We start from the raw sequence: 25,333 nt of genomic DNA, 5'->3' as shown, positions 1-25,333 counted from the left end.
TAAACAAATTTTAAGCTATTACGATGAATATCCTCATTCTGGGTTCTGGTGGCCGTGAGCACACTTTTGCCTATAAAATTGCACAAAGTTCAAAATGTGAGCGTCTTTTTGTAGCTCCCGGAAACGCCGGCACAGCAGGTATAGCAACCAATGTTGCCATTGGCGTGACCGATTTTGAAGCGATCAAAAAACTGGTTCTGGATGAGCAAATCACAATGGTGGTTGTAGGTCCTGAAGATCCATTGGTTCAAGGGGTTTACGATTTCTTTCAAAATGATAAGGAATTAAGCGAAATAGCAATTATTGGTCCGTCAAAACGAGGGGCTTTACTTGAAGGAAGCAAAGAGCGCGCTAAAGAATTTATGGCGATGTATGATATCCCAACTGCTGCTTACGAAAGCTTTAAAGCCGAAAGTTTGGAGGCGGGAAAGGCATTTTTAGAAAAACTCAATGCACCATACGTTCTTAAAGCTGATGGTCTTGCAGCCGGAAAAGGCGTGGTGATTTTGAATGATCTCGAGGAAGCAAAGGCGGAATTGACCGATATGTTGACCAATCAAAAATTTGGCGCAGCTAGTGAAACCGTTGTGATTGAAGAGTTTCTTGACGGAATCGAACTCAGCGTTTTTGTGTTGACTGATGGAAAAAACTATATCACCTTACCAACAGCAAAAGATTATAAGCGTATTGGTGAAGGCGATAAAGGCTTAAATACCGGCGGAATGGGAGCCATCTCTCCCGTGCCTTTTGCCGATGATGCCTTTATGGAAAAAATAGAAAATCGAATCATTAAGCCAACGGTAGAAGGATTAAAAGCCGAAGACATCGATTATAAAGGCTTTATTTTTATTGGTTTGATCAAAGTAGGGGACGAGCCTAAAGTGATCGAATACAATGTACGTATGGGCGATCCTGAAACCGAAGTGGTGCTGCCACGTATCAAGAATGATCTTGTTGAGGTTTTTGAAAAAGTAGCAGCGCAAAAGCTTGATGAAGTTACCTTAGATCTTGACACGCGTGCTGCAACTACAGTAATGCTCGTGAGTGGCGGTTATCCTGAAGCTTACGAAAAAGGAAAAGTGATCACAGGGACTGAAGAAGTTGAAGATGCTTTGGTATTTCACGCCGGAACGACTTTAAAAGACGGAGAAGTGGTTACAGCCGGAGGCCGTGTGATGGCAGTTACTTCACTGGATGCCGACTTTAGAGCTGCACTTAAAAATTCCTATAAAAATATTGAGAAGATCAAGTTTGATAAAATGAATTATCGCAAAGACATCGGCTTTGATCTTTAAAAATCACAAATAAAAAAAGCCTGCTGAATAGCAGGCTTTTTTTATATCTAAAACGGTCGTTGATTAACCGTGAATGTTGTGATGCTCGTCTTTGTCAAACTTATTAAGTTGTACACACCAGTAAGTAAACGCTACTGATACGATGATAATAAAAACAAAGTTAAGAAGGTTTGCGGCAACCCAGCTGCTGTCTTGCAATTCACGAATTGCATCTAACGGTGCAAAAGCAACGTTGACAAAAAAATCTTGAATACCGTAAAATAAATCTTTCAATTCCATAATTGTATACTTTTACAACGTGATTACCACGGTCACACCCTTAATTTTGACGTGTGCTTTGCAAAAATAGAAAAAACTAAAATGCTAACAAGCTTTTTCGGCGGTTCAAAACCAATAAATTTTGCGATGATTGTATTGGCAGTCATCGTTTACTTCACAGGATTCTATCTGGTATCAGATGTTTATGAGTTTACTTCATTAGAGGCGTTAGGTCAGTTTTTTGTGCTTCTAGCTTATTTGTTCTCTTTGGGAGTGCTCAATTTTGTGGTAAAACGCAATACACTTTCTAAGCGAACGACCTATATTTTGTACTTCTTTGTGTGTTTCACTTTTGCCGTTCCGGTTTCTTTTTTCAACTACGATATCGTGTTTTCAGGGCTTTTTGTTTTGCTGGCTTTGCGGCGCATCATCAGTATGAAAACAGAAAAAGATTTTAAAAAGAAAGTCTTTGACGCGGCTTTTTGGATCACCATCGCATCCCTGTTTTTCTTTTGGAGCATCTTATTTCTGGTTGTGCTCTATTTTTCGATTTTATTTTACGGCCGAAGCGAATACCGAAATTGGCTAATGCCCCTTGGCGGAATCTTTGTCGTACTGCTGCTCACGTTTACATTCAGTCTGTATTATGAAGGAGCAAAGGAGTTTGCTTTAAGTTATTTTGAGTTGCCTACGCTAGATTTTAGAGCGTATAGTTCTCTAAAACTGTTATTGCCCACATCGTTCTTTCTGGCACTTTATATTTGGTGCGGTTTGCGCTACATTAAACAAGTTTCTGATGCTCCTCAAAAGCTAAAAGCCTCGTTCATTCTGATTATAATTAGTTCGCTTGTAGCGCTGTTTATAGCAATTTTTGTAGCTCCTTTACGCGATGGAAGCGAGCTGTATTTTTTGTTTGGACCGCTTGCGATTATCACGGCCACCTACATAGAAACCAGCAAGAGTTTTTGGTTTAAAGAGATGATGATGTGGCTCGCATTTCTTATTCCAATTCTTTTAATATTTTGGCGCGTGTAGTTTTAGAACATATAGAAAACGAACTCAAAAAGCGCTGGCCATACAGAGATGTTTGGTTTAGAAGGCAAAATAACATCTGGGATAATCAGAGCAATTTTATTTACAACATTCAGGATTTTGACGAGCTCATAGAACGCATTAAAAGTCAGTTACAGCTCAATCAGTTTGATAAAAAGGAATTTTTCTACTACAGTTTAAATCGCTGGTACAATTACTGGAGCGCACGAGCGGTAGAGCAGCTTTTTATCGATCAACCCAATGTAAATGCGGTTTTAAATGAAAAAGACCGACTTAAAGATTTCAGTATCCAAGGAATTAGTTTTGACCTAAAAACTACCAAATTTCCCAAAGGTTTTCAGAAGGATTTTGCATATGCACAAAAGCATCCTGAAGCGCTTATAAAATGGCTTTACAAGAATCAGAGTAGGGGCCGCCGTTTTCATTTAGAAAACAGATTGTTTCTGGTGGTGTTTGCCGGCAACGGCGAGCACTATAAATTGAAAGCTGAAATTTCTTGGCTTCGGGCTTTAATTGAAAATTATGTGAGTACTTTTGAGCCCGAAAAATTAATTAGCGTCACCACCGAAACAAATAAAACGGCCCTTTCAGACATCATCTGGGCGACACGATGAATTATATCGGTTCAAAACATAAACTTTCAGAATGGCTGCTCGAGAACATCAAAGCCGTGTGCGGCGATGATCTTTCTCAGTTGGTTTTTTGTGATCTTTTTGCCGGAACCGGAGCCGTGGGACGCACGTTTAAACCTTATGTAAAAAGCGTTATTGCAAATGATCTGGAGTTTTACAGCTATGTCTTAAACCGAAATTACATCGGGAATAATTCAGCAATTGACGCTTCGGCATTAATTGAAGAACTTAATGAAATTCCGTCTAGAAAAGGTTTTATCTTTTATCAGTATAGTGAGACAGGTTCAGAAAACCGACTTTATTTTTCCGCAGAAAACGGTCAGAAAATTGATGCGATTCGGGCTAAAATCGAGGAGTGGTTGGAGCAGTCCAGAATCGATGAAGACACCTATTTTTTCCTTTTAGCAAGTTTGTTAGAAAGTGCTGATAAGGTTGCCAATACTGCTTCGGTTTATGGCGCTTACCTCAAAAAGCTTAAAAAATCGGCACAAAAAACTTTAGAATTAGCACCGGCTAATTTCGAGATCACTTCAGGAAGTCATTCGGTATATAACACCAACAGCAATGCATTAATCAATGATATTGAGGGAGATATCCTGTATCTCGACCCGCCATACAACGCCAGGCAATATGGAGCTAATTATCATGTGCTCAATACTATTGCAAAAAAAGATACCTTTGTACCCAAAGGAAAAACCGGTTTACGAGCGTATACAAAAAGTGCTTTTTGCAGTAAGCTTGAAGTTGAAAATAGCTTTGAAGAACTCATCGCAAAAGCGCGCTTTAAAACTCTGTTTTTAAGTTATAATAACGAAGGATTGATGCCTGCTGCAACAGTAAAAGAAATTATGCAGCGCTACGGAAAATATGATTTGGTCACCAAAGAATATCAACGTTTTAAGGCTGACAAAACCGAAAACAGAAATCATAAAGCAAACGCCACCACCGAATATTTACACATTTTAGAAAAACACCAGAAATGATTACTCATACCGCAAAACGTATATTTCAGAGCGCCGTTGACGATTACCACATCAAAGACCGCGTTGATCAGCCATTCAGTAACCCGTATGATACTGACGTTGACTTTTTAGAGCATTTACTCTACCGCAAAGCGTGGATTGACACCGTGCAGTGGCACTATGAAGACATTATACGTGATCCTCAAATTGATCCTGAAGCAGCGCTGAAATTGAAACGTCAGATTGATGCGTCGAACCAAGAGCGTACCGATATGGTCGAGTATATTGACAGCTATTTCTTGAATGAGTATAAAGACATTGAGCCCAAAGAATCTGCTACGATCAATACCGAAAGTCCGGCGTGGGCCTTAGATCGTTTGGCAATTTTAACGCTTAAGATCTATCATATGGAGGAAGAAGCTACGCGCGAAGATGCTTCTCAAGATCACAAATTGGCCTGCCAGCAAAAGCTTGATGTTTTGCTAGAGCAACGCGTAGATTTATGTACAGCAATAGACCAATTGATCAAGGATATTCGCAATGGTGATAAGTACATGAAAGTCTATAAGCAGATGAAAATGTACAATGACGATGAGCTCAATCCGGTACTACGCGGGCAAGCAAAAAAGTAGTTGATGCCTTCTCCAAAAGCAGCGCATATTTTATGTATTCGGTTTTCAGCGATGGGCGATGTGGCGATGACCGTACCCGTGCTAATCGCGTTAACGCTTACCTATCCAGAGCTGGAGATCACGGTCGTTTCTAAACCTTTTTTTGAGCCTTTCTTCTTAGGAATTGAGCGCGTTCATTTTTTTGGTGCCGAGGTAAAAACTAAATACAAAGGCGGTACCGGTTTATACAAACTTTATAAAGCGCTTAGACCCGAACAATTTACCGCAATTGCAGATTTGCACAATGTGATTCGGTCTAAGGTGTTGTTATCTTTTTTTCGCTTACGCGGAAGTCAAACAGCACAAATAGATAAAGGTAGAGCCGAAAAAAAAGCGCTTACACGAGAAACAGATAAAGTTTTTAAACCGCTTAAAACTACACATCAGCGTTATGCTGATGTTTTTGAAGCTTTGGGCTTCCCGGTGCGATTAAAAGAAGATGAGTTGCTACCGAAGCGCAAACTTAACGACACAATACAGCAAACCATAGGTCAAGAACCTTACAAATGGCTGGGTTTTGCACCTTTTGCAGCACACGAGGGTAAAAAATACCCTTTAGATCTGGCAGATCAAGTCTTGTCAGCTTTAAATGAAAAGCCTTTAAAAATCATTCTTTTTGGAGGAGGGAAGGAAGAAGAGCAGCTTCTGAAATCCTTTGCTGCCAAATATGAGAATTGTATAAATGTCGCGGGTAAATTCAGTTTTGAAGAAGAATTAGCGTTGATCTCCCATCTTGATGCGATGCTTGCGATGGATAGCGGCAACGGTCATATGGCTGCGCTTTTTGGCGTTCCGGTGGTGACGCTTTGGGGCGTTACGCACCCGTATTTGGGCTTTGCACCCTATGGGCAGACGAAGGAAAACCAACTTACCGCAGATCGTAAACAGTTTCCTGCGATCCCCACTTCAGCATACGGCAACAAGGTTCCTGAAGGCTATGAACGCGCGATGCATAGCATTCAGCCGGAGACTGTGCTAAAGCGGCTTTCGGAGATTTTAGATTAGTTTTCATTTCAAGCTTTTCGCGTTAGCGTACAATATTTAGGTATCTTACTTCTCTAAATTACGCTTATGAAAACGCCGCTTACGCAACTACTAAATATCAAACATCCAATCATTATGGCGCCTATGTTTTTGGTGTCTAACGTTGCTATGGTAAAAGCCGCAATGCAAGCCGGAATTGCGGGTTGTATTCCGGCGTTGAATTACCGCACCTTACCCGAATTACGAGCAGCCCTAACCAAATTGAAAACCGCTAAAACCGAAGGCGGAGCGTTTGGTTTCAACTTGATCGTCAATAAATCAAATCTGAAATTCCCCGAGCAACTCAAGGTATGTTGCGAGTTAGGTTGTGATTTTATCATCACCTCTCTGGGCAATCCCAAACAAGTCATTGAAGAGGCTCATAAAAAGAGCATTCTGGTGTTTTGCGATATAGTGAATCTCGAACAGGCAAAGAAAGTTGAAAGCTTAGGCTGTGATGCGGTTATTGCCGTAAACAATGAAGCTGGCGGGCACCGAGGTAATATTGCCCCTAAACAACTGATTGAAGAACTAAACGCAGCTTTGAAGATTCCGGTAATTTCAGCGGGTGGCGTAGGAACTAAAACTCAACTTGAAGAAAAACTGAGCTTTGGAGCAGTTGGTGTAAGTGTTGGTAGTCCGTTTATTGCTTCGGAAGAAGCAGGGGTTTCTCAAGAATATAAAGAGGCCTGTGTGAATTATGGAGCTGAAGACATTGTTCTGACTCAAAAAATCAGCGGGACACCATGTACGGTCATCAATACGCCCTATGTACAAGAAATAGGCACTGAGCAAACCTGGCTTGAAAAGATTCTCAATAAGAACAAATGGTTGAAGAAATACGTAAAAATGCTGCGCTTCTTGAAAGGAACCAATATGGTTACCAAAGCCGCAACCGAAGCGACATATAAAACCGTTTGGGTCGCGGGGCCAACCATCGAGCACAGTAAAGCTATCGAATCGGTAGAAAAAATTATTGAACGTTTTGTGTGAAGAAGTGCTATTTTTATATATAAATTATATACAATGAAAAAGATGCGTAAATTAATAGATCTTGACCCTGAGGTGATTCAGATTCTTGATGAGGAGGCTAAAGCTCAAAACAGATCGCTTAAAAGCCTAATTGAAAAAACAGTTACGGAAAAAGCTCATAGAGTAAGTGAACCTTCAGAATCGTATAAACAGATGATGGATGATATGCTTACGAAATTGGATCAAGGGAATCTAAAATTTACTTCAGCAGAAGAGGTTTTGAAAAGGTATGAGGTATAAAATTGAATTATCTCAGGAAGCACAGGTAGAACTTGATGTTACTATGTGTTTTTTTCGCGCTCAAGACCGTAAGCTATCAAAAGAATTCCTTGAGGATTTTAAAAGATGTCTTACGTTTTTGGCAACTAATCCAGAGTTATTTCAAAAGCGTTATAAAGAAATAAGAATAGTTCATTTTGAAGAATTTAAGTATTCTATTCATTACGTAATTCTTGACAAGTCAGTAAAAATTTTACGCATTTTACATCAAAAGCAGTGGTATTAGAACTAAGACAAATTAAAAAATCCCCTGAACATTTCAAATGTTCAGGGGATTTTCGCTTAATAATGCAAGTTCTTATATATCGTCATAATCTACTACCAAATTAGCTGAGGTTGCCAGCGCTTGGCAGGTTAAAATGAGTCCTTCTTCAACTTCATCGTCGGTCAGGATCTGATTTTTACGCATTACTGCGGTTCCTTCAGTTACGCGAGCAATACAGCTACTACAAATACCACCTTGGCATGAGTGTGGCGCGTCAATATCATTGTCTAATGCGGCGTCAAGAATAATTTTATCCTGAGGAATCACCAACTCAAACTCTTCGTCATCGCAAACAATTTTTAGCGTGGTTTGTCCGTCTAAAGCTTCGGCAATCTCCTCGCCATCATCTGACGAAGTAAACAACTCAAACTTTACTTGTTCTTTAGCTACGCCGTTTTCTTCTAAAACGCCACGTACTCCGTTGATCATCTCTTCTGGTCCACATAAAAAGTATTGATCAAAATCGTGAGACTTAAATTTGTTCTTAAGTATGAAGTTTACAGTAGCTTTTTCAATTCGACCAAAATGCGCATCGGTTTCCTGCTTCCGGCTGTAGATGAATTCGATGAATAAGCGGTCAGGGTACTTCAGCTGAAGTTCTAAAAGCTCTTTATGAAAAATGGTTTCTTCAACGGTTCTGTTTCCGTAAGCAAGTACAAAACGACTTTTAGGCTCTTCTTCAAGAACCGTTTTTACGATAGAAAGTACGGGTGTGATTCCGCTTCCTGCGGCAAAAGCCACATAATCTTTTTGATTTTCGCCGTTAGGCTCAACAATAAACTTTCCTTCCGGTGGATGCACTTCTAATGATTCTCCTACAGTCAATTTATTGTTTGCCAGTACAGAAAATGTACCTCCTTGAATTTCTTTCACCGCAACTTTTAAGTTTCCGCTTTTTGGTGTAGAACACAGCGAGTAGGCTCTGCGCACTTCTTTGCCGTCAATTTTGGTTTTTAAGGTGATGTATTGACCGGCTTTAAAAGTAAATGCCTCTTTTAAAGCATTAGGCACACCAAAAGTGATGCTTACAGCTTGCTGAGTTTCGCGGGTAATGTCTTGAATAGTAAGTGCGTGAAAATCGCTCATTGAATAAAATTTTGGCAAAAATACAAAGCGATGCGGTTTTGCAACGTAACATTTTTATAATTTTCATACCAATGAGGTGTGCCCACACAGAAAATCAATTCTTTATGATAAAATATTTCCTCACACTCGAGTGGAAGAGTTTTTTTAGATCTGCCGCTTTTCAGACCAATCTTATTCTAAAAATCTTTATGGCGCTGGGAGCGCTATATTTTATCGGACTTTTTACACTGGCGGGTGTTGGTGCTTATTTTGGTCTTGAAAAAGCCGGTCTAGAGCCACTAGAAACCGTAAATCGCTTTATGATTTATTATGTGGTGCTTGATCTAGTGATTAAATATATGCTGCAAAAAATGCCGGTGGTTAATATTAAACCGCTGCTTTTAATGCCGTTTAAAAAATCGAAGATCGTCAACTTTGCACTGGGTAAAACGATGTTCTCGTTTTTCAACATTGTGCACGCATTTTTCTTTATTCCGTTTAGCGTGGTGTTGTTGACGCAGGGGTATGACCCGCTTCAGGTTATCACTTGGCATTTGGGAATGATGGCGATGATCTACATCAACAACTTTATCAATGTATTTTTAAACGACGCCATGCCGCTGGTAGTAGGCGTAGCTTCGGTGATTATTGGTTTAGGCGCGCTGCAGTATTACGGGATTTTTGATGTTACACCGTATACCGGCGTATATTTTCAAGGTTTATTTGAGCAATTGTGGATGTTCGCCATTCCGGTTGTAGTCGCGATAGCGTTGTATAAAGTGGCGCACAGCTATTTCTTAAACCGACTGTATCTCGACGCCGGACTTTCAGCAAAAACGAAAGAGGCTTCTACCGAAAATCTAGATTGGTTAGACCGTTTCGGTAAAACGGCTGTTTTCCTTAAAAATGATATTAAGCTCATTAAGCGTAACAAGCGCTCAAGAACCACGGTGATTATGAGCGTGGTGTTTCTTTTCTACGGATTACTCTTTTTTACCGGTGGAATTGACAGTTACGACAATCCGTTTATGAAAATCTTTGCCGGAATCTTTGTCACCGGTGGGTTCCTGTTCAGTTTTGGGCAGTTTGTACCCAGTTGGGACAGCTCGTACTATCCGCTTATGATGACTCAAAACATCAGTTATGAAGAATATCTACGGTCTAAATGGATGCTTGTCGTGCTGGCTTCAGGGATCTCTACGATTCTAGGTTTGGGCTATTTATATTTTGGTTGGGAAGCGTATGCTGCTGTTTTTGTAGGCGGAATCTACAATATGGGAGTAAACGGGCACGTGGTGCTTTGGGGCGGTGCTTATATCAAAACACCTATTGATTTGACGAGCAATAAAAAAGCCTTTGGCGATAGTTCGTCTTTCAATGTTAAAACTTTATTGATCACAATGCCGAAGCTGTTATTGCCCATTGTACTGTATACCATAGGGCATTTTACACTCGGGCCCGTATTTGGCTATGCGCTAGTGGCCTTAGCCGGAATTTCCGGTTTTGCGTTTAGAGATTTTATGTTCAAAAAGATCATTGGCATCTACAAGACCGAAAAATATAAAACGATAGCAGCTTACAAACAGAAAAACTAAGGCTCTCCCTCAATCCCTCCCTGTGGGAGAAAAACCTCACTAACCACTAAAAATTGATATTATGATACATATTCACGATTTATCAAAAACTTACAACGGCGTTACTGTATTAAAAATAGACGAACTTCAAATTCCTAAAGGCGAATCTTTTGGTTTGGTAGGAAATAACGGTGCCGGAAAAACCACTTTATTTAGTGCATTGCTCGATTTAATCCAGCCTACTACGGGATATATTCAAAATGGTGAAGTCAAAGTACACGAGAGCGAAGCCTGGAAATCGTATACTGCATCGTTTATAGACGAGAGTTTTTTAATTGGCTATCTCACGGCGGAAGAATATTTCTATTTTATCGGCGAATTGCGCGGGCAGAACAAAGCTGATGTAGATAAGTTGCTTGCCGGATTTGAAGATTTCTTTAATGATGAGATTTTAAATAAACGCAAGTACCTGCGCGATCTTTCTAAAGGAAATATGAAAAAAGTGGGCATCGTTGCAACCTTGATCGGAAATCCTGAAGTGGTAATTCTTGACGAACCCTTTGCAAATTTGGACCCAACCACGCAAATACGACTAAAAGGCATCATCAAAAAATTGGCTGCAGAAACTGGTGTTACAGTTTTGGTCTCGAGTCACGACCTGATGCACGTTACCGAAGTTTGCGAGCGCATTGTAGTCCTAGAAAAAGGAAGTGTTGTAAAAGACATCAAAACTTCTGAAGCTACCCTAAAAGAGCTTGAGGCCTATTTTAGTAAGGAGAGTTTGGGGGTGGAGTAGATGAAGATTACTTATTTTTCTCTGTTACAGCTATTGTTTTTTAAATTTTTGATTGAGGGATTAGAATTATGGGATATTTAAGTGTTCAAGCATTTGGAGGCTTGATTTTATGGGCTAGTACATTATTCAAAGGGAGCTATAAAAATTGTATTGATCACCCAAATTCGTTTCTAGTAGGTTGTCTCGTAGTTTTAATAATCGCTGTAATTATAATTTCGGTATAAACTGAGAAGACCTAACATCTAAAAATTATTTTAACGTCTTTTTAACCCCTTCATACTAATTTTGCTACTTTGCAGTTATTGCTATATAATCTAAATCGATTTGCAAACTCAGGTACAAAAATTACTCGCTATTCTGGTGCTTTTGACTGTTCTTGTGGGCTGCTCCCGTAAGAAAGACAAGTTTTTATCGCGCAATTTTCACGCGATCACCGCAGAATACAATACCCTTTTTAATGGTCGCCAGGCTTTTGAGCAAGGGCGTGATGCACTTATTGAGGGCTATCAAGATAATTTTTGGGCCATCTTACCCATTGAGCGTTTAGATTCTCCAGATTTTGTGCCCTTACCGGGAGAAGCGATTGACCCTAGTTTTAAAATTGCCGAAGAAAAAGCCGTAAAAGCCATACAAAAACACAGTATGGAAATTAACGGGACTGAGCGCAATCCGCAGATTGATGAAGCGTTTATGCTGCTTGGAAAAGCGCGGTATTATGATTTGCGTTTTTTACGCGCGCTAGAAGCCTTCAACTACATTTTATCCTATTATCCGGCAAGTGATAACATTGCCCAAGCCAAAATCTGGAAGGCCAAAACTCAAATTCGTTTAGACAATACCAAGCTGGCTATAGCGAGTCTGCATAAACTTCTGGAGGAAGAAGATGCACTTGATCGGCAGGATTTTGCTGATGCTTCTGCGATGCTGGCACAAGGATATATTTTTGAAAACCGCCTAGATAGTGCTTTGGTTTATATTGAAAAAGCAGCCTACCTCACCCGTAAAAACGAAGAAAAAGGCCGGTATTATTTTATCAAGGGTCAGCTTTATGACAACATCGGGCAGAACCAATTGGCCAATGCAAATTATGACAAGGTTATTGATCTCAACCGTCGTTCTCCGCGCCGCTATATGATCAATGCGTACATCAACAAGATTCGGAATTTTGATTATGAGACGGGAGATCAAGAACGCCTTTTTAAGCTACTTACAGATCTAGAAGAGAATCGAGAAAACAGGCCGTATCTAGACATCATTCAGTATCAGTTTGCAGAATTCTACCGCAATGTAGGTCGCGAAGATTCGGCGGTAGCCTACTATAACAAATCTATTGCCTCGCAAGGCGAAGATAAATACTTGACTTCCCGAGATTATTTAAGTCTGGGGGATCTCAATTTCAACAATTCAGAATATTTGATCGCAGGTGCTTATTATGATAGTACGTTAGCTTTTATTCCGGAAAATACTCGAGAATACCGCAACATCAGTAAAAAGCGCGAGAATCTTAGCGATGTGATTTTATATGAAGGAATCGCCACGCGCAATGACAGTATTCTCAATTTGGTTTATATGAACGATGCCGACCGGCAGGCATATTTTGAATCGTATATCACCGCCCTTAAAGAACAAAAAGCAAAAGACTCTATCGCTGAAGCAAACGCCGAAGCAGCTATTGCGAACAACGAATTTTTTGTTGCTAATAACCCAAGTTCCGGACCCAATCCACCAGGTGGAAGCAGTGGGTTTTATTTCTACAATCCGGTGCAGGTGGCACAAGGCAAACTTGATTTTAAGCAGCGTTGGGGCTCTCGTGAAAATGCAGATAACTGGCGTGTTTCAAGCAGTGTAGGCAGTGCACTCGCTTCTAACGAGATTGCAGGTGAGGAGGATCTCCTTGAAGAAGTGGATAACGGGATTTACAATGCAGACAATTACATCAGTAAAATTCCTTCGGAACAACCTATCATCGATAGCATCAGTACAGCACGCAATTTTGCTTACTATCAGCTAGGCTTGATCTATAAAGAAAAATTAAAAGAACCGCAGTTGGCCATTCAGCGTTTAGAAGCATTGCTGGCAGCCAATCCTGAAGAACGTTTAGTGCTTCCGACAAAATATAATTTGTATCAGCTTTATGAAGCGAGCGGCGATACCTTCAACAGTGATAAATATAAATTTGATATTCTTCAGAATTACGGGGACACCAGATATGCGAGTATCATCAACAATCCTGATAAGGCCTTAGAGCAAGATCAGAATAGTCCTGAAGTGCTTTATAACAACCTCTATCGGGATTTTGAGAATCAAGAATATGCTAGGGTTATTACGCAAGCCAATCGCTACATAGACGAGTATGCGGGAGATGCTTTTGTTCCGAAGTTTGAATTGCTAAAAGCAACCGCAATTGGCCGCTCAAAAGGCTATGATGCTTATGAGCAAGCCTTAAATTATGTGGCCTTGAATTATCCCAACCAAGAAGAAGGGAAGAAGGCTAAAGAGTTATTAGAAAAAGCTTTACCACAGCTCAAAAACAATACGTTTGTTGCGGATGCTGAGGCCAAAAAATACAATTTGCTGTATACTTTTAAAACCAGCGAAAAGAATGCGTTGTTACAAAAGCAAGATTCGATCAGCAACTATTTAAAGCAAAATAATTTTACACAATTGAGCGCATCAAGAGACGTTTATGATGAGGCAACGCAGTTTTTGGCGCTTCACGGATTTAAATCAAAAGTCGAGGCTTTATATTTTGCTGAGCGACTGAAAGAGGCTAAGCTCGTTGTGATTGAAGAAGATCAAGAACCTGTTGTGATAAGTTCTGCCAATTATAGAATTATACAACTGCATAAAAACTTGGAAGCATATAAAAATTTAGATTCACAATAATGAGAAAAGACAGATCTGTAAAAGCCCCTGAAACAGGCAATAAACAAAACAGAATAAGTGATGGAACTTCGATTACCGGAGAAATCAAGTCTGAGGGTGATTTTAGAATTGATGGAAAGTTAGAAGGAAAAATTGAAAGCACCGGCAAGGTGGTTATTGGTAAATCTGGAGTTTTAATCGGTACGCTCGTGTGTAAAGAAGCAGATATTGAAGGTAAAGTAGATGGCACAGTAGCTATTAGTGGGTTATTAAACCTGAGAGCTTCTGCAGTCATCAAAGGAGAGGTCGCTACCGAAAAACTTGCGATAGAACCCGGCGCCGACTTTAATGCGAGTTGTGTCATGGGAAGCGGTGTAAAAAACCTGTCTAAAGATGTCAGAAAAGAAACCGGAAAGTCCGCTTAAAAGCTGGGCAAAATTTTCTACCGTTGCCATCCAAATGGGGGTCACCATTTATTTGGGCAATCTTTTGGGCTCTTGGCTCGATGTAAAATTTAATACTGCATTTTTAGAACCTGCGGTTACGTTACTCGCCGTATTTTTGTCGATGTACGTGATCATTAAAGCCGTCAAAGATCTAAATTCATGAATCTTACAAAACCTCTTCTTACCACAGCAGGAACGATCATCGGCCTGGCTGTAGTTTTTTACGGTCTGCATTTAGGTATACTCAATCTTCTTGATGTAGAACTTCCTTACAATCTGCTCAATTTTTATTTGTTTGGTGGTGTCAGCAGCTTGATCATTTGTCTCACATTTATTACCCTTCCGGCACTGCTTCCGGAGCTTCACGATAAGGTAGGATATATGTTTTTGTTTACCATTTTCGGCAAACTTTTTTTATGGGCTTTAGTTTTTAAAAATTTGCTCTTTTCTGAAACTGTTTTCACGCGAATGGAGCGTCTTAGTATGTTGATACCCATATTTATATTCTTGATCTATGAGGTCTTGGTAATTGTTAAAATCTTAAAAAAAGAATCTTAAGTCTATTTCTTGATAAAAAAGGTGCAATTGTGAATAAATTGATTAGTTTTGCACCAAATTTTAGCAAGCCTGATTTTTTAAAAAATAATAATGAAGATAACTTCTTTACCCATTCATTTTCTAGCTGTTATCAGTTTTCTATTGTGCGGAACGCTGTTAAATGCGCAAGAGCATAGTGTCGCGGAAGCTAATGACGAAGGCCCTGTAAATACCCAGCAGGAAATCACAGATTATACCAATCATCACTTAAAAGATTCTCATGACTTTCACTTGTTCTCGTATCAAGGGAGTGATGGTGAGCGTCACAGTGTAGGTTTTTCATTACCTATAATTTTATGGGCGAGTAACGGTCCTGTAGCATTTATGTCTTCAGAATTTCATCACGATATTGATGGTGAGGTTGTTGTTGAAAAAGGAGGAAGCCGTTTTGTAAATCTTCACGATAAAATTTACGAACTAGAAGAAGGTGCGGAGGAAATCGTGATGGGAGAAGATCATCATCCGGTAAATGCACACAAACCTTTTGACTTATCCATCACCAAGAGTGTGTTTGGAATCTTACTCGTAGGATTACTGTTATTGTTCTGGTTTGGTTCTTTAGGAAAACAATACAAAAAGAAAAATATCCCAACCGGTTTTGGCCGTGCATTAGAGCCGCTAGTGATCTATGTACGTGACGAGATCGCACGTCCTAATATCGGGGAGCACAAGTATCGTAAGTATATGAGTTTCTTGCTTACTGTATTTTTCTTCATCTGGGTTTCAAACCTATTGGGTATGACACCTTTCGGTTTCAACATCACGGGGCAAATTGCAGTTACTGTTTGTCTTGCTTTATTCACATTCTTTATCGTTCAGTTTAGCGGTAATAAAGATTACTGGAAACACATTTTCTGGATGCCGGATGTACCGGTGATTATGAAAATCATATTAATACCTATCGAAGTTTTAGGTATGTTGACCAAGCCTTTTTCCCTTCTTATTCGTTTGTTTGCAAACATCACCGCAGGTCACGTTGTGGTAATGGGGTTGATCGCATTAATGATTACTTTAAAAGCCCAGTTTGGCGCAGTAGGTTCTACAGGATTATCTCTGGTTCTTACCTTGTTCATCTCGGTTATTGAAATATTAGTAGCATTCTTACAGGCATTTATCTTTACGATGCTCTCAGCGTTGTTCATTGGCATGGCGGTTGCAGAACACGACCATCACCACGAGCACGATGAAGAGGGACACGAAGTGGATGACGTAGAGGATGTAAGAGAAAGTTTTGTTTAATTTTTAAATCAATTGTTATGTACAATTTAATTGGAGCTGGATTAATCGTTATCGGTGGTGGTATCGGACTAGGTCAAATCGGTGGTAAAGCGATGGAAGGTATCGCACGTCAACCTGAAGCGGCTGGTAAGATTCAAACTGCGATGATTATTATTGGTGCACTTTTAGAAGGTCTTGCTTTCGGTGCGTTGATCTTAGGTAAATAATCAAGCTTAAACAACTAAGCAATTCCTGTAACGGTTGGTTACAGGAGTTGTTTTATTTAAAACATTAAATTCAAAGATGGATCAGTTATTAAATGATTTTTCGCCGGGCTTGTTTGTAATGCAAGCTGTTATATTAATTATCCTCATCTTATTGATGAAGAAATTTGCTTGGAAACCTATCTTGAGCTCTTTAGATGAGCGTGAGCAAGGAATTCAAGGTGCATTAGAAGCAGCAGAAAAAGCACGTTTGGAGATGAAAAATCTTCAGGCAGACAACGAAAAAGCATTGCAGGAAGCACGTGCAGAGCGTGATGCTATGCTGAAAGAAGCTCGTGAGATCAGAACAAAAATGATCGCAGAAGCTGAAGGTGATGCAAAAGCGCAAGCTGATAAAATCATCACTCAAGCACAAGAGGCTATCGCAGCAGAAAAGCGTGCGGCAGTGGCTGAGTTAAAAGGTCAAGTTGCAGAACTTTCTCTTGAAATCGCAGAGAAAGTGGTTAAGCAAGAGCTTTCAGATAAAGAAAAACAGCAGCAGTATGTAGATAAAATGCTGCAAGACGCTACCCTTAACTAATAAAACAAGCAGTTCATGTCATCAAGAGCAGCAATACGTTACGCAAAGGCAATTTTAGATCAGGCCAAAGAAAAAGGTACTGAAGAAGTTGTTTTTGGTAATATGAAATCTATTGATGCTACACTAAACGCAAGTAAAGAATTGCGCAGTGTGCTTAAAAGTCCTGTTATAAAGCCCGAAGATAAAAGAGCTTCGTTAAAGGCTGTTTTTGCAGATTATGACCCAAGCACACTAAGCCTTATCGATCTTTTGGTTGATAAAAAGCGTAGCGCTCTTTTAGGTCAGGTAGCTCAAAGCTATGTGAGTTTATATAATGAGTCTAAAGGAATTGTTGTTGCTCAGGTAACAACAGCTGTGGAGTTAGACGCTAGTTTAGAAGCAAAAATTTTAGCTAAAGTAAAAGAGCTTACCAATAGCAGTGAGGTTACTTTAGAACAACATATGGACCCAAGTTTAATAGGAGGGTTTATTCTTCGTGTAGGAGATGTACAGTACGACGCGAGTGTTGCAAATCAACTTGTGAGCGTACAAAAAGAATTTAGTAAACGTTTATAATTACAACTTAGCTTTGAGTTGTATCAAAGCTTACTTAGATATCAAACAAAATGGCAGAAGTAAAACCAGCTGAAGTTTCAACGATTTTAAAGAAACAACTTTCAGGCTTTGAAGCATCAGCTTCATTAGATGAGGTAGGAACAGTACTCACCGTGGGTGATGGTATTGCCCGTGTTTATGGTCTTTCTAACGCACAATACGGAGAGCTCGTTGAATTTGACGGAGGTCTTGAAGGTATTGTATTGAACTTAGAAGAAGATAACGTTGGGGTTGTACTTTTAGGTCCTTCTAAAGAAGTTAAAGAAGGTGCTACAGTAAAACGTACACAACGTATCGCTTCGATCAACGTAGGTGAAGGTATTGTAGGACGTGTTGTTAACACCCTAGGACAACCTATCGATGGTAAAGGAGCAATTGAAGGTGAAACTTATGAGATGCCACTTGAGCGTAAAGCGCCTGGTGTTATTTATCGTCAGCCGGTAAATGAGCCTTTACAAACAGGTATCAAATCTATCGATGCGATGATTCCTGTAGGTCGTGGTCAGCGTGAGCTTGTAATTGGTGACCGTCAGACAGGTAAGACTACTGTTTGTATTGATACCATTTTGAATCAAAAAGAATTTTATGATGCTGGAGAGCCTGTTTATTGTATCTACGTTGCTGTAGGTCAAAAGGCTTCTACTGTAGCTGGTATCGCTAGTGTACTTGAAGAAAAAGGTGCAATGGCTTATACTACAATTGTAGCTGCAAATGCATCAGATCCTGCTCCTATGCAGGTTTATGCTCCATTCGCAGGTGCTGCAATTGGAGAGTATTTCAGAGATACAGGTCGTCCTGCTTTAATCATCTATGATGATTTATCTAAGCAAGCGGTTGCCTATCGTGAGGTTTCACTTTTATTACGTCGTCCACCGGGTCGTGAGGCGTATCCTGGAGACGTTTTCTTCCTACACTCTCGTTTATTAGAGCGTGCTGCAAAAGTGATTGCTGATGATGATATTGCAAAGAATATGAATGATCTTCCTGATAGTTTAAAGCCTATTGTTAAAGGTGGAGGTTCATTAACTGCGCTTCCGATTATCGAAACTCAAGCAGGGGACGTTTCAGCATATATCCCTACAAACGTAATTTCGATTACCGATGGTCAGATCTTCCTTGATGGTGACTTATTCAACTCGGGTGTACGTCCGGCGATTAACGTAGGTATTTCAGTATCACGTGTGGGTGGTTCTGCGCAGATCAAGTCGATGAAGAAAGTATCTGGTACGCTTAAGTTAGACCAAGCAGCTTTCCGTGAACTAGAAGCATTTGCTAAATTCGGTTCAGACCTTGATGCCGCTACGTTAAGCGTTATTGAAAAAGGTAAGCGTAATGTTGAGATCTTAAAGCAAGCGGAAAACACACCGTATACTGTAGAAGATCAAATCGCGATTATCTACGCAGGTTCTAAAAACCTATTGCGCAATGTGCCTATCGATAAAGTAAAAGAGTTTGAAACAGACTATCTTGAACTTTTGAATGCTAAGCACAGAGCTACTTTAGATACGCTGAAAGCAGGTAAGCTTACAGATGAGGTGATCGACACCTTGACTACAGTAGCAAACGACCTTGCTGCTCGATATAAGAAGTAATTCTAAATTCTGAATGTAGAATTTAGATGGCTTATGTTCCTAGAAATAATGCGATAGTTGATAAGTCCTTTCATTTTGCGTGTGAAATAGTTATTTACACACAACAATTAAAAGCCAAAGGTTTTTATGAGATTGGATCACAACTTTTAAAATCTGGAACAAGTATTGGTGCGAATGTGCGTGAATCGCAACGCGCAGTAAGTACCAAAGATTTTAAGAATAAATTGAGTATAGCTTTAAAAGAAGCAGAAGAAACTCAATATTGGTTGCAAATTATTGAACATACTGAAATAGCTGAAGTATCTAAAGCTCTTTCGGAAAACTGTGAGGAATTAATTAGGTTGTTGGTTAGTATAATCAAAAACTCATAATTCTCAATTCAACATTTTGAATTAAATAAATGGCAAATTTAAAGGAAATACGTAACCGAATTTCATCAGTATCTTCAACGATGCAGATCACAAGCGCTATGAAAATGGTGTCGGCTGCTAAGTTGAAGAAGGCTCAAGATGCTATTACAGCAATGCGCCCTTATTCTGATAAATTAACCGAGTTGCTTCAAAATCTTAGTGCTTCGATGGAAGGAGACAGCGGAAGCCGTTTTGCTGAAGAGCGTCCTGTTGAAAAAGTGCTTGTAATTGCGATCTCTTCAAATAGAGGTCTTGCAGGGGCTTTCAACTCAAACATCGTAAAAGAAGCTAAGAACATTGCAGATACTGTATACGCCGGTAAAGAAGTACACTTCTTAACCATTGGTAAAAAAGCAAATGACATTCTGAAAAAATCACACACCGTGATTTTTAATGACAGTGAGATCTTTGATGATTTAACGTTTGAGAATGTTGAAGCAATTGCTGAGCGTGCAATGAATTTATTTACCGAAGGAACTTATGATAAAGTTGAATTGCTTTACAATTCCTTCAAAAATGCCGCTACACAAATTGTTACCCGTGAGCAGTTTTTACCTATTGTTCCTTTAAAAGAGCAATTTGAAGAGGTAGCTCCGGCAAACACTACAGATTATATCTTTGAACCATCAAAAGAAGAGATTGTAAAACAGCTTATACCTAAAGCTTTAAAAACACAATTCTTTAAGGGAATAAGAGATTCTGTAGCAAGTGAGCACGGTGCACGTATGACGGCGATGCATAAAGCAACAGATAATGCGACTGAGTTGAGAGATCAGCTTAAATTGACATATAACAAAGCGCGTCAGGCTGCAATTACTAACGAGATCCTTGAGATCGTAGGTGGTGCAGAAGCATTAAACAACTAGAAATTATTTTATTTCATATCTTAAAGCCTTGCAATTGTTGCAAGGCTTTTTTGTTGGTACAATCGCAGCGCTTAATATCCAGTTCTGATAGCTATTGCGATAGACAGAGATAGTTTATCTGTTGTATACGACCTAAACAATCCATACGTTAGCTTTGTAAACCCAATCTAAGCACTTATGAAAAACATATTATCAGCTTTGTTCTTATTTACTTTATTCTCTTGTGGAGGAAGCAACCAACTCGTTAAGAACCCGCCTTTTGAGATTGAAAAAGCGACTCGTAAATCTGGGGTTAACGGCATCGAAAACATTCGTTTTGTAGCCAAAAATATTCCGCAAGAGGTAAGCTTTGAATCTTTATATTTTCAGCAGAAAAAATCTAAAGTACTTTGGGAAGATACCAACCTGTATTATGCCACCTTCTCAACAGTGCCTGCGAATAGTAAAGACCGCATATTATCCGTAAATCGTGAAGATGAAGCGAAAAATCCTTTACCGCAAATTCCGGTTGAAGTTCCTTTTAAAATCAAAGCAAATGAAGCCTTATTAGAATACAAAGTAGGAGATAAGACCTTTTATACCGTTCTAGAGGTTAAATAGGAGAAAGCGTTGCAGTCTCGGTTTTGGATTGCTTCCGAATAGTTAATTTTAAATGGAAAAAATCGAACTTCTTTGAGCGTACTTAAAGGTTTTGTAAAAGATACGGCGGTTTATGGGCTAGCCACTATTCTCCCCAGATTGATGAACCTGTTTCTGATCAGTCTGCACACCGATAGTTTGGAAACTTCGGGCTATGCGGATAATACAGCCTTTTATGTGGGGGCGGCATTCTTAAATGTTTTATTGGCTTACGGTATGGAAACGGCCTTCTTCCGTTTTTTTTCTAAAGCCGAAGATGAAAATAAAGTGTACAGCACGGTGCTGATCGCACTTACTGTAACCTCTTTAATTGCGTTCACCCTACTTTATGCATTGCGTGTGCCCATTTGCGAGGCTCTAGAGCTTCCTGTAGAATATTTTGGATACTTGTTAGGTGTCACCATTTTAGATGCGCTTGTAGTAGCTCCTTTTGCGTATTTGCGAGCAAAAGGTAAAGCGTTGCGCTTTACAGGAATAAAACTTACCAACCTTGCGATCTATGTTGTACTCAATATCTTTTTCCTTTGGGCAATTCCAGAATTTAATATGCAGTTTAGTTGGTACGACCCAACTGCTTTACTCACGTATATTTTTGCGGCCAATTTAGCTGCGAGCGCGGTGACTTTTCTTTTAATTGCGCCTGATTTTTTTAGGATCAAACTTGTATTTGATAAGCAGTTATTCGGTCAGTTGTGGCAATATGGTTGGCCGGTACTTGTTGCGGGTTTAGCTTTTGTGGTAAATGAGAATTTAGACAAGCTTCTAATTGGGAATATGCTAGATAAGGATATCATGGGCGCCTATTCAGGATGTTATAAGTTGGCGGTTTTTATGACCATTTTTATACAGGCCTTTCGCTTGGGAGCTGAACCTTTTTTCTTCAGTCATGCTAAAAACAAAAATGCGCCAACTACCTATGCCACCATACTAAAATATTTTGTGGTTGTAGGTGCTGCAGGATTACTTTTTATCGTGTGCTTTATCGACTTTTTTAAAGCACTTCTCATTAGTGACTCAAGCTATTTTAAAGCCATTGAGATCGTTCCTTATATTCTATTGGCTAATTTATTTCTGGGAATCTATCACAACTTATCGGTGTGGTATAAGCTTACCGATAAAACCCGGTATGGAATGTATTTCTCAATTCTAGGCGCAGCACTTACCATTGCGCTCAATTGGTATTTTATACCGCTCATTGGTTTTATGGCTTCGGCATATACGACGGTTGTAGCTTATGGTACGATGATGCTGATTTCGTACTTTTACGGCCAAAAATATTATCAGATCCCCTACAACGTAAGCAGAATAAGTATGTATCTTCTTCTGGCTACCAGCGGAGCTTTGGTCTCCTTTTATTTTTTCAGATCAAATTATGGGGTGAATGGTGTAATTTTTCTGGCTTTTATGGGATTAACACTCTTGCTGGAACATAAGGAATTAAATGCCATTTTAGGGCGAAATAAAAAATAGAAATTCCACAGCGTGGAACTTAAAAGCACATTATGCAAATAAACATTATCAATACATCTAATCACGCATTACCGCATTACGAGACCGAAGCTTCTGCAGGAATGGATCTTCGCGCAGCGCTTGATGCACCGGTGACCTTAAAACCTTTAGAACGCGCGATCATCAAAACAGGTTTGTTCATTGAGCTTCCTGTGGGTATAGAAGCCCAAGTGCGCCCCAGAAGTGGTCTAGCAGCAAAAAAAGGTATTACTGTGCTCAACGCTCCGGGAACGATTGATGCAGATTATCGTGGGGAAATCGGCGTGATTTTAGTCAACCTATCTAACGAAGATTTTACGATCGAAAATGGCGAACGCATTGCCCAACTAGTCATCGCAAAACACGAGCGTGCTGATTGGAATGAAGTTGAAGTTTTAAGTGAAACGGCTCGCGGCGCTGGAGGTTTCGGAAGTACCGGAACCAAATAATGAGCTAATGATTTAAGAGGCATTCACCCAAAACACGCCTTTTAAATTCAAATAACGGTTCTTTTTGCAGAGAACAACCAGAAATTTAAACGTATGAAAATCATAGTCCCTATGGCAGGTCGTGGATCACGACTACGGCCGCATACCTTAACCATTCCAAAACCGTTAATCCCTATTGCGGGCAAACCTATTGTGCAGCGTTTGGTGGAAGATATCGCAAGCGTTCTGGATGAGAAAATCGAAGAAGTAGCGTATGTGATCGCAGAGGATTTTGGTAAAGAAACCGAAGAAAACCTCAAACAAATCGCACAAAATTTAGGCGCAAAAGGAAGCATTTATTATCAAGATAAACCTTTAGGAACAGGCCATGCCATTATGTGCGCGCAACAATCTTTGAGCGGCCCTTGTGTAATTGCTTATGCAGATACACTCTTTAGAGCAGATTTTACGTTAGATAAAGAAGCAGACAGTGTGATCTGGGTAAAACAGGTTAAAAATCCTGAAGCCTATGGCGTGGTTTCGCTAAATGAAAACAATGAGATCGAAGGTCTGGTAGAAAAACCCAAAGATTTTGTTTCAGATCTTGCGGTGATAGGCATTTACTATTTTAAAGATGGAGCTGTGCTCAAAAGCGAATTGCAGGCGGTTTTAGATGCTAAATTGATGCACGGTGGCGAGTATCAGATCAACGACGGGATCAAGCAAATGCAGGCGAAAGGCTACACATTTAAACCTGGTAAAATCGATGAATGGATGGACTGTGGCAATAAAAACGTTACTGTAGAGACCAACGGAAGAATGCTTCAGTTTTTGCACAAAGAAGGTGCGCACCTAGTTGCTTCTTCAGCTCAACTAGAGAATGCATCGGTGATTCCGCCGTGTTATATTGGTGAAAATGCGGTGATAAAAGATGCTACCATTGGCCCAAATGTCTCTATAGGTGAAGGCACGGTTATTGAAAACAGCAGCATTGAAGAAAGTTTGATTCAGAATTATAGCCAGGTTACTAATGCGCAGTTAAAAAATGCTATGATTGGTAATTATGCTAAATTCGATGGTAACTTTACGGCAATCAGTATAGGAGACTATTCTGAGTTGGTTTAAAAGATCAAAATGAAAAGATTCGCGTTTTTAGGAATGTTGCTTTTGTTTTCGCCTTTGGCGGAAGCCCAAGAGCCTACACCTTTGCAAGACGTGAATGTAGATCAGTTGGAAGATGTTACAGACGCTTTTCAAGAATCTTTTTTTGAAGCACTGAAGCAAAAAGGAATCGAGAACTATGATCGCGCGATCGTAGCATTAGATAAATGCATTGCATTACGGCCGCAAGAGTCTATTTTATATTTTGAAAAAGGTAAAAATGAGGCGGCTTTGGGCAACACTCAAGAAGCCGAAAACAATTACCTGAAAGCGCTTCAGCTTAAACCCAATCAGCGGGATATTATGGAGGCGTTATACGAAGTGTACTATGCGCGTCAGGATTTTGATAAAGCGATAGATCTAGTACAAGACCTGGCTAAGTTTGACATTAAGTATAAAGAAGATCTAGCGCGTATTTATGTGCGTAAGGGAGCCTTTAAAGAAGCCTTAGACGTTTTAGATGAGCTGGATGAAGCGTTGGGTAAAGATGCTTATCGCAATCAGATCAGAGAACAGGCTATGGCATTGAGCGGAGGTGATTATAAAGAAAAAATGCTTCTAGACGCGATTGCTCAAAATCCGCAAAATGAGAAAAATTACCTCAATCTCATTTATATCTATAGTGAACAAGGTAAAACGCAACAGGCTTATGCTACTGCACAAAAGTTACTTAAAGTAAATCCAAAGGCAGATGAAGTGCATTTGGCGCTGTACAAATTTCATTTAGAACAGAATGATGTAGCGCGCGCTTTTCAATCTTTAGAACGCGTGATGAAAAGTTCAAAAGTTGAAGCTAAAGCAAAACATAGCGTCCTTAATGATTTTTTAATCTTTGTAGATCGCAATCCGGAGTTTGAACCAGAATTAGAACAAGCGATCGCTTTATTTTCTGAGGAAGAGGCGACTGATGTTAATGAAGAATTAGGAGCTTATTACCTAAAGAATAATGATAAAACAAAGGCGTTATCTTATTATGAGGCTGCTTATAAGAAAAATCCCGATGATGTAAATGTGCTGCGTAATTTGGTACTCTTGCAATTACAGGCACAACAGTTTGAGAATGCTGCTGCATTAAGTGAAGAAGCGCTGGCATTTTATCCGGCGCAGGCGGTATTTTATTTAGTTTATGGGGTAGCGCAAAACGCTTTAGGAAAAGCGCAGAACGCGGTAGATTATTTAGAGATGGGGATTGATTATGTAATTGAAAATCCTCAAATGCAAGCCGATTTTTATAGCGAACTTGCGCGCGCTTACGAAACGCTGGGAAATGCCGAAAAGGCAGCAGCGTATCGCAAGCGATTAACAAATTTGACACAATAG

At 39.7% G+C, this 25,333-nt stretch carries 29 protein-coding genes; 27 read left to right on the top strand and 2 right to left on the bottom strand.

Going from position 1 to position 25,333, the window contains the following annotated elements; genetic code table 11:
- Positions 1 to 23 precede the first annotated feature (23 nt).
- On the top strand, positions 24 to 1,295 hold the full coding sequence (purD, locus tag HCN54_RS14800) for a phosphoribosylamine--glycine ligase (RefSeq protein WP_167598395.1): 1,272 nt from the start codon (positions 24 to 26) through the stop codon (positions 1,293 to 1,295).
- A gap of 63 nt (positions 1,296 to 1,358) precedes the next feature.
- On the opposite strand, the gene HCN54_RS14795 is transcribed toward purD, so the two are convergent.
- On the bottom strand, positions 1,359 to 1,574 hold the full coding sequence (locus HCN54_RS14795) for a DUF6341 family protein (protein ID WP_009781986.1): 216 nt from the start codon (positions 1,572 to 1,574) through the stop codon (positions 1,359 to 1,361).
- 81 nt (positions 1,575 to 1,655) lie between these two features.
- Between HCN54_RS14795 and HCN54_RS14790 the strand changes: the two genes are divergently transcribed.
- The 8 genes from HCN54_RS14790 (at position 1,656) to HCN54_RS14755 (ending at position 7,431) form a co-directional block, all read left to right on the top strand.
- Complete coding sequence (locus HCN54_RS14790) at positions 1,656 to 2,588, top strand: DUF6427 family protein (protein WP_167598394.1); 933 nt, start codon at positions 1,656 to 1,658, stop codon at positions 2,586 to 2,588.
- Positions 2,540 to 3,220 (top strand): hypothetical protein, encoded by a 681-nt coding sequence (locus HCN54_RS14785; protein ID WP_167598393.1) that lies wholly within the window; start codon positions 2,540 to 2,542, stop codon positions 3,218 to 3,220. The genes HCN54_RS14790 and HCN54_RS14785 overlap by 49 nt, the downstream gene beginning before the upstream one ends.
- A complete protein-coding gene (locus tag HCN54_RS14780) occupies positions 3,217 to 4,221 on the top strand; it encodes a DNA adenine methylase (RefSeq protein ID WP_167598392.1) in 1,005 nt (334 codons plus the stop codon). Before HCN54_RS14785 ends, HCN54_RS14780 begins: the two co-directional genes overlap by 4 nt.
- On the top strand, positions 4,218 to 4,832 hold the full coding sequence (locus tag HCN54_RS14775) for a DUF4254 domain-containing protein (protein WP_167598391.1): 615 nt from the start codon (positions 4,218 to 4,220) through the stop codon (positions 4,830 to 4,832). The genes HCN54_RS14780 and HCN54_RS14775 overlap by 4 nt, the downstream gene beginning before the upstream one ends.
- A 3-nt stretch (positions 4,833 to 4,835) precedes the next feature.
- A complete protein-coding gene (locus tag HCN54_RS14770; RefSeq protein WP_167598390.1) occupies positions 4,836 to 5,876 on the top strand; it encodes a glycosyltransferase family 9 protein in 1,041 nt (346 codons plus the stop codon).
- Between the two features lie 66 nt (positions 5,877 to 5,942).
- Entirely contained in the window at positions 5,943 to 6,887 is a 945-nt protein-coding gene (locus tag HCN54_RS14765; protein ID WP_167598389.1) for an NAD(P)H-dependent flavin oxidoreductase, read from the top strand.
- A gap of 42 nt (positions 6,888 to 6,929) precedes the next feature.
- The gene (locus HCN54_RS14760; RefSeq protein ID WP_167598388.1) at positions 6,930 to 7,166 is read left to right on the top strand and encodes a hypothetical protein; all 237 of its coding nucleotides are present in this window, start codon (positions 6,930 to 6,932) and stop codon (positions 7,164 to 7,166) included.
- Positions 7,156 to 7,431: a type II toxin-antitoxin system RelE/ParE family toxin gene (locus HCN54_RS14755; protein ID WP_167598387.1), complete on the top strand. Its 276-nt coding sequence runs from the start codon at positions 7,156 to 7,158 to the stop codon at positions 7,429 to 7,431. Before HCN54_RS14760 ends, HCN54_RS14755 begins: the two co-directional genes overlap by 11 nt.
- 72 nt (positions 7,432 to 7,503) lie before the next feature.
- Here HCN54_RS14755 and HCN54_RS14750 read toward each other — a convergent pair whose 3' ends face one another.
- Complete coding sequence (locus HCN54_RS14750) at positions 7,504 to 8,556, bottom strand: ferredoxin--NADP reductase (RefSeq protein WP_167598386.1); 1,053 nt, start codon at positions 8,554 to 8,556, stop codon at positions 7,504 to 7,506.
- A 104-nt stretch (positions 8,557 to 8,660) separates the two neighbouring features.
- On the opposite strand from HCN54_RS14750, the gene HCN54_RS14745 reads away from it, so the two are divergent.
- From HCN54_RS14745 to HCN54_RS14660, 18 genes are all read left to right on the top strand, one after another.
- Entirely contained in the window at positions 8,661 to 10,130 is a 1,470-nt protein-coding gene (locus HCN54_RS14745) for a DUF5687 family protein (protein WP_167598385.1), read from the top strand.
- A gap of 61 nt (positions 10,131 to 10,191) precedes the next feature.
- A complete protein-coding gene (locus HCN54_RS14740; protein WP_167598384.1) occupies positions 10,192 to 10,905 on the top strand; it encodes an ABC transporter ATP-binding protein in 714 nt (237 codons plus the stop codon).
- A 324-nt stretch (positions 10,906 to 11,229) separates the two neighbouring features.
- Positions 11,230 to 13,791 (top strand): tetratricopeptide repeat protein, encoded by a 2,562-nt coding sequence (locus HCN54_RS14735; protein ID WP_240924897.1) that lies wholly within the window; start codon positions 11,230 to 11,232, stop codon positions 13,789 to 13,791.
- Positions 13,791 to 14,195, top strand: coding sequence for a polymer-forming cytoskeletal protein (locus HCN54_RS14730; protein WP_167598383.1), 405 nt, complete (start codon positions 13,791 to 13,793; stop codon positions 14,193 to 14,195). Before HCN54_RS14735 ends, HCN54_RS14730 begins: the two co-directional genes overlap by 1 nt.
- Positions 14,164 to 14,379 (top strand): AtpZ/AtpI family protein, encoded by a 216-nt coding sequence (locus HCN54_RS14725; RefSeq protein WP_167598382.1) that lies wholly within the window; start codon positions 14,164 to 14,166, stop codon positions 14,377 to 14,379. The genes HCN54_RS14730 and HCN54_RS14725 overlap by 32 nt, the downstream gene beginning before the upstream one ends.
- Positions 14,376 to 14,774: a DUF6168 family protein gene (locus tag HCN54_RS14720; RefSeq protein WP_167598381.1), complete on the top strand. Its 399-nt coding sequence runs from the start codon at positions 14,376 to 14,378 to the stop codon at positions 14,772 to 14,774. The genes HCN54_RS14725 and HCN54_RS14720 overlap by 4 nt, the downstream gene beginning before the upstream one ends.
- Before the next feature lie 90 nt (positions 14,775 to 14,864).
- Complete coding sequence (gene atpB / locus HCN54_RS14715) at positions 14,865 to 16,052, top strand: F0F1 ATP synthase subunit A (protein WP_167598380.1); 1,188 nt, start codon at positions 14,865 to 14,867, stop codon at positions 16,050 to 16,052.
- 17 nt (positions 16,053 to 16,069) lie between these two features.
- Complete coding sequence (gene atpE / locus HCN54_RS14710) at positions 16,070 to 16,258, top strand: ATP synthase F0 subunit C (protein ID WP_004569351.1); 189 nt, start codon at positions 16,070 to 16,072, stop codon at positions 16,256 to 16,258.
- A gap of 76 nt (positions 16,259 to 16,334) precedes the next feature.
- Positions 16,335 to 16,835: a F0F1 ATP synthase subunit B gene (locus HCN54_RS14705; RefSeq protein WP_009781967.1), complete on the top strand. Its 501-nt coding sequence runs from the start codon at positions 16,335 to 16,337 to the stop codon at positions 16,833 to 16,835.
- A gap of 15 nt (positions 16,836 to 16,850) precedes the next feature.
- Positions 16,851 to 17,390 carry an ATP synthase F1 subunit delta gene (gene atpH / locus HCN54_RS14700; RefSeq protein ID WP_167598379.1) on the top strand — a complete coding sequence of 180 codons (540 nt, stop codon included), beginning with the start codon at positions 16,851 to 16,853 and terminating at the stop codon, positions 17,388 to 17,390.
- Between the two features lie 50 nt (positions 17,391 to 17,440).
- The gene (atpA, locus tag HCN54_RS14695; protein ID WP_072980859.1) at positions 17,441 to 19,021 is read left to right on the top strand and encodes a F0F1 ATP synthase subunit alpha; all 1,581 of its coding nucleotides are present in this window, start codon (positions 17,441 to 17,443) and stop codon (positions 19,019 to 19,021) included.
- Between the two features lie 26 nt (positions 19,022 to 19,047).
- Positions 19,048 to 19,392, top strand: a complete 345-nt coding sequence (locus HCN54_RS14690) for a four helix bundle protein (protein ID WP_167598378.1) — start codon at positions 19,048 to 19,050, stop codon at positions 19,390 to 19,392.
- 29 nt (positions 19,393 to 19,421) lie between these two features.
- Positions 19,422 to 20,297, top strand: a complete 876-nt coding sequence (gene atpG, locus HCN54_RS14685) for an ATP synthase F1 subunit gamma (protein WP_072980855.1) — start codon at positions 19,422 to 19,424, stop codon at positions 20,295 to 20,297.
- 177 nt (positions 20,298 to 20,474) lie between these two features.
- Positions 20,475 to 20,897, top strand: coding sequence for a hypothetical protein (locus tag HCN54_RS14680; protein WP_167598377.1), 423 nt, complete (start codon positions 20,475 to 20,477; stop codon positions 20,895 to 20,897).
- Positions 20,898 to 20,969: 72 nt separating this feature from the next.
- Positions 20,970 to 22,406 (top strand): lipopolysaccharide biosynthesis protein, encoded by a 1,437-nt coding sequence (locus HCN54_RS14675; RefSeq protein WP_072981759.1) that lies wholly within the window; start codon positions 20,970 to 20,972, stop codon positions 22,404 to 22,406.
- A gap of 32 nt (positions 22,407 to 22,438) precedes the next feature.
- Positions 22,439 to 22,873, top strand: a complete 435-nt coding sequence (dut, locus tag HCN54_RS14670; RefSeq protein ID WP_072980851.1) for a dUTP diphosphatase — start codon at positions 22,439 to 22,441, stop codon at positions 22,871 to 22,873.
- Between the two features lie 93 nt (positions 22,874 to 22,966).
- On the top strand, positions 22,967 to 23,977 hold the full coding sequence (locus tag HCN54_RS14665) for a sugar phosphate nucleotidyltransferase (protein WP_167598376.1): 1,011 nt from the start codon (positions 22,967 to 22,969) through the stop codon (positions 23,975 to 23,977).
- A gap of 9 nt (positions 23,978 to 23,986) precedes the next feature.
- Positions 23,987 to 25,333: a tetratricopeptide repeat protein gene (locus tag HCN54_RS14660; RefSeq protein ID WP_167598375.1), complete on the top strand. Its 1,347-nt coding sequence runs from the start codon at positions 23,987 to 23,989 to the stop codon at positions 25,331 to 25,333.

It is taken from the genome of Leeuwenhoekiella sp. ZYFB001 (assembly GCF_011784865.1).
Taxonomy (GTDB): domain Bacteria; phylum Bacteroidota; class Bacteroidia; order Flavobacteriales; family Flavobacteriaceae; genus Leeuwenhoekiella; species Leeuwenhoekiella palythoae.
The sequence above is the reverse complement of the archived record's forward strand: the minus strand, read 5'-3'. Positions and strand labels throughout refer to the sequence as shown.

Coding starts and splice junctions, on each gene's coding strand:
- purD (WP_167598395.1), top strand. CDS start 24: ATGAATATCCTCATTCTGGGTTCTGGTGGCCGTGAGCACACTTTTGCC.
- HCN54_RS14795 (WP_009781986.1), bottom strand. CDS start 1,574: ATGGAATTGAAAGATTTATTTTACGGTATTCAAGATTTTTTTGTCAAC.
- HCN54_RS14780 (WP_167598392.1), top strand. CDS start 3,217: ATGAATTATATCGGTTCAAAACATAAACTTTCAGAATGGCTGCTCGAG.
- atpA (WP_072980859.1), top strand. CDS start 17,441: ATGGCAGAAGTAAAACCAGCTGAAGTTTCAACGATTTTAAAGAAACAA.
- HCN54_RS14665 (WP_167598376.1), top strand. CDS start 22,967: ATGAAAATCATAGTCCCTATGGCAGGTCGTGGATCACGACTACGGCCG.
- atpG (WP_072980855.1), top strand. CDS start 19,422: ATGGCAAATTTAAAGGAAATACGTAACCGAATTTCATCAGTATCTTCA.
- HCN54_RS14720 (WP_167598381.1), top strand. CDS start 14,376: ATGAATCTTACAAAACCTCTTCTTACCACAGCAGGAACGATCATCGGC.
- atpB (WP_167598380.1), top strand. CDS start 14,865: ATGAAGATAACTTCTTTACCCATTCATTTTCTAGCTGTTATCAGTTTT.
- HCN54_RS14680 (WP_167598377.1), top strand. CDS start 20,475: ATGAAAAACATATTATCAGCTTTGTTCTTATTTACTTTATTCTCTTGT.
- atpH (WP_167598379.1), top strand. CDS start 16,851: ATGTCATCAAGAGCAGCAATACGTTACGCAAAGGCAATTTTAGATCAG.
- HCN54_RS14705 (WP_009781967.1), top strand. CDS start 16,335: ATGGATCAGTTATTAAATGATTTTTCGCCGGGCTTGTTTGTAATGCAA.
- HCN54_RS14690 (WP_167598378.1), top strand. CDS start 19,048: ATGGCTTATGTTCCTAGAAATAATGCGATAGTTGATAAGTCCTTTCAT.
- dut (WP_072980851.1), top strand. CDS start 22,439: ATGCAAATAAACATTATCAATACATCTAATCACGCATTACCGCATTAC.
- HCN54_RS14760 (WP_167598388.1), top strand. CDS start 6,930: ATGCGTAAATTAATAGATCTTGACCCTGAGGTGATTCAGATTCTTGAT.
- HCN54_RS14740 (WP_167598384.1), top strand. CDS start 10,192: ATGATACATATTCACGATTTATCAAAAACTTACAACGGCGTTACTGTA.
- atpE (WP_004569351.1), top strand. CDS start 16,070: ATGTACAATTTAATTGGAGCTGGATTAATCGTTATCGGTGGTGGTATC.
- HCN54_RS14660 (WP_167598375.1), top strand. CDS start 23,987: ATGAAAAGATTCGCGTTTTTAGGAATGTTGCTTTTGTTTTCGCCTTTG.
- HCN54_RS14790 (WP_167598394.1), top strand. CDS start 1,656: ATGCTAACAAGCTTTTTCGGCGGTTCAAAACCAATAAATTTTGCGATG.
- HCN54_RS14765 (WP_167598389.1), top strand. CDS start 5,943: ATGAAAACGCCGCTTACGCAACTACTAAATATCAAACATCCAATCATT.
- HCN54_RS14750 (WP_167598386.1), bottom strand. CDS start 8,556: ATGAGCGATTTTCACGCACTTACTATTCAAGACATTACCCGCGAAACT.
- HCN54_RS14730 (WP_167598383.1), top strand. CDS start 13,791: ATGAGAAAAGACAGATCTGTAAAAGCCCCTGAAACAGGCAATAAACAA.
- HCN54_RS14745 (WP_167598385.1), top strand. CDS start 8,661: ATGATAAAATATTTCCTCACACTCGAGTGGAAGAGTTTTTTTAGATCT.
- HCN54_RS14770 (WP_167598390.1), top strand. CDS start 4,836: ATGCCTTCTCCAAAAGCAGCGCATATTTTATGTATTCGGTTTTCAGCG.
- HCN54_RS14775 (WP_167598391.1), top strand. CDS start 4,218: ATGATTACTCATACCGCAAAACGTATATTTCAGAGCGCCGTTGACGAT.
- HCN54_RS14725 (WP_167598382.1), top strand. CDS start 14,164: ATGTCAGAAAAGAAACCGGAAAGTCCGCTTAAAAGCTGGGCAAAATTT.
- HCN54_RS14755 (WP_167598387.1), top strand. CDS start 7,156: ATGAGGTATAAAATTGAATTATCTCAGGAAGCACAGGTAGAACTTGAT.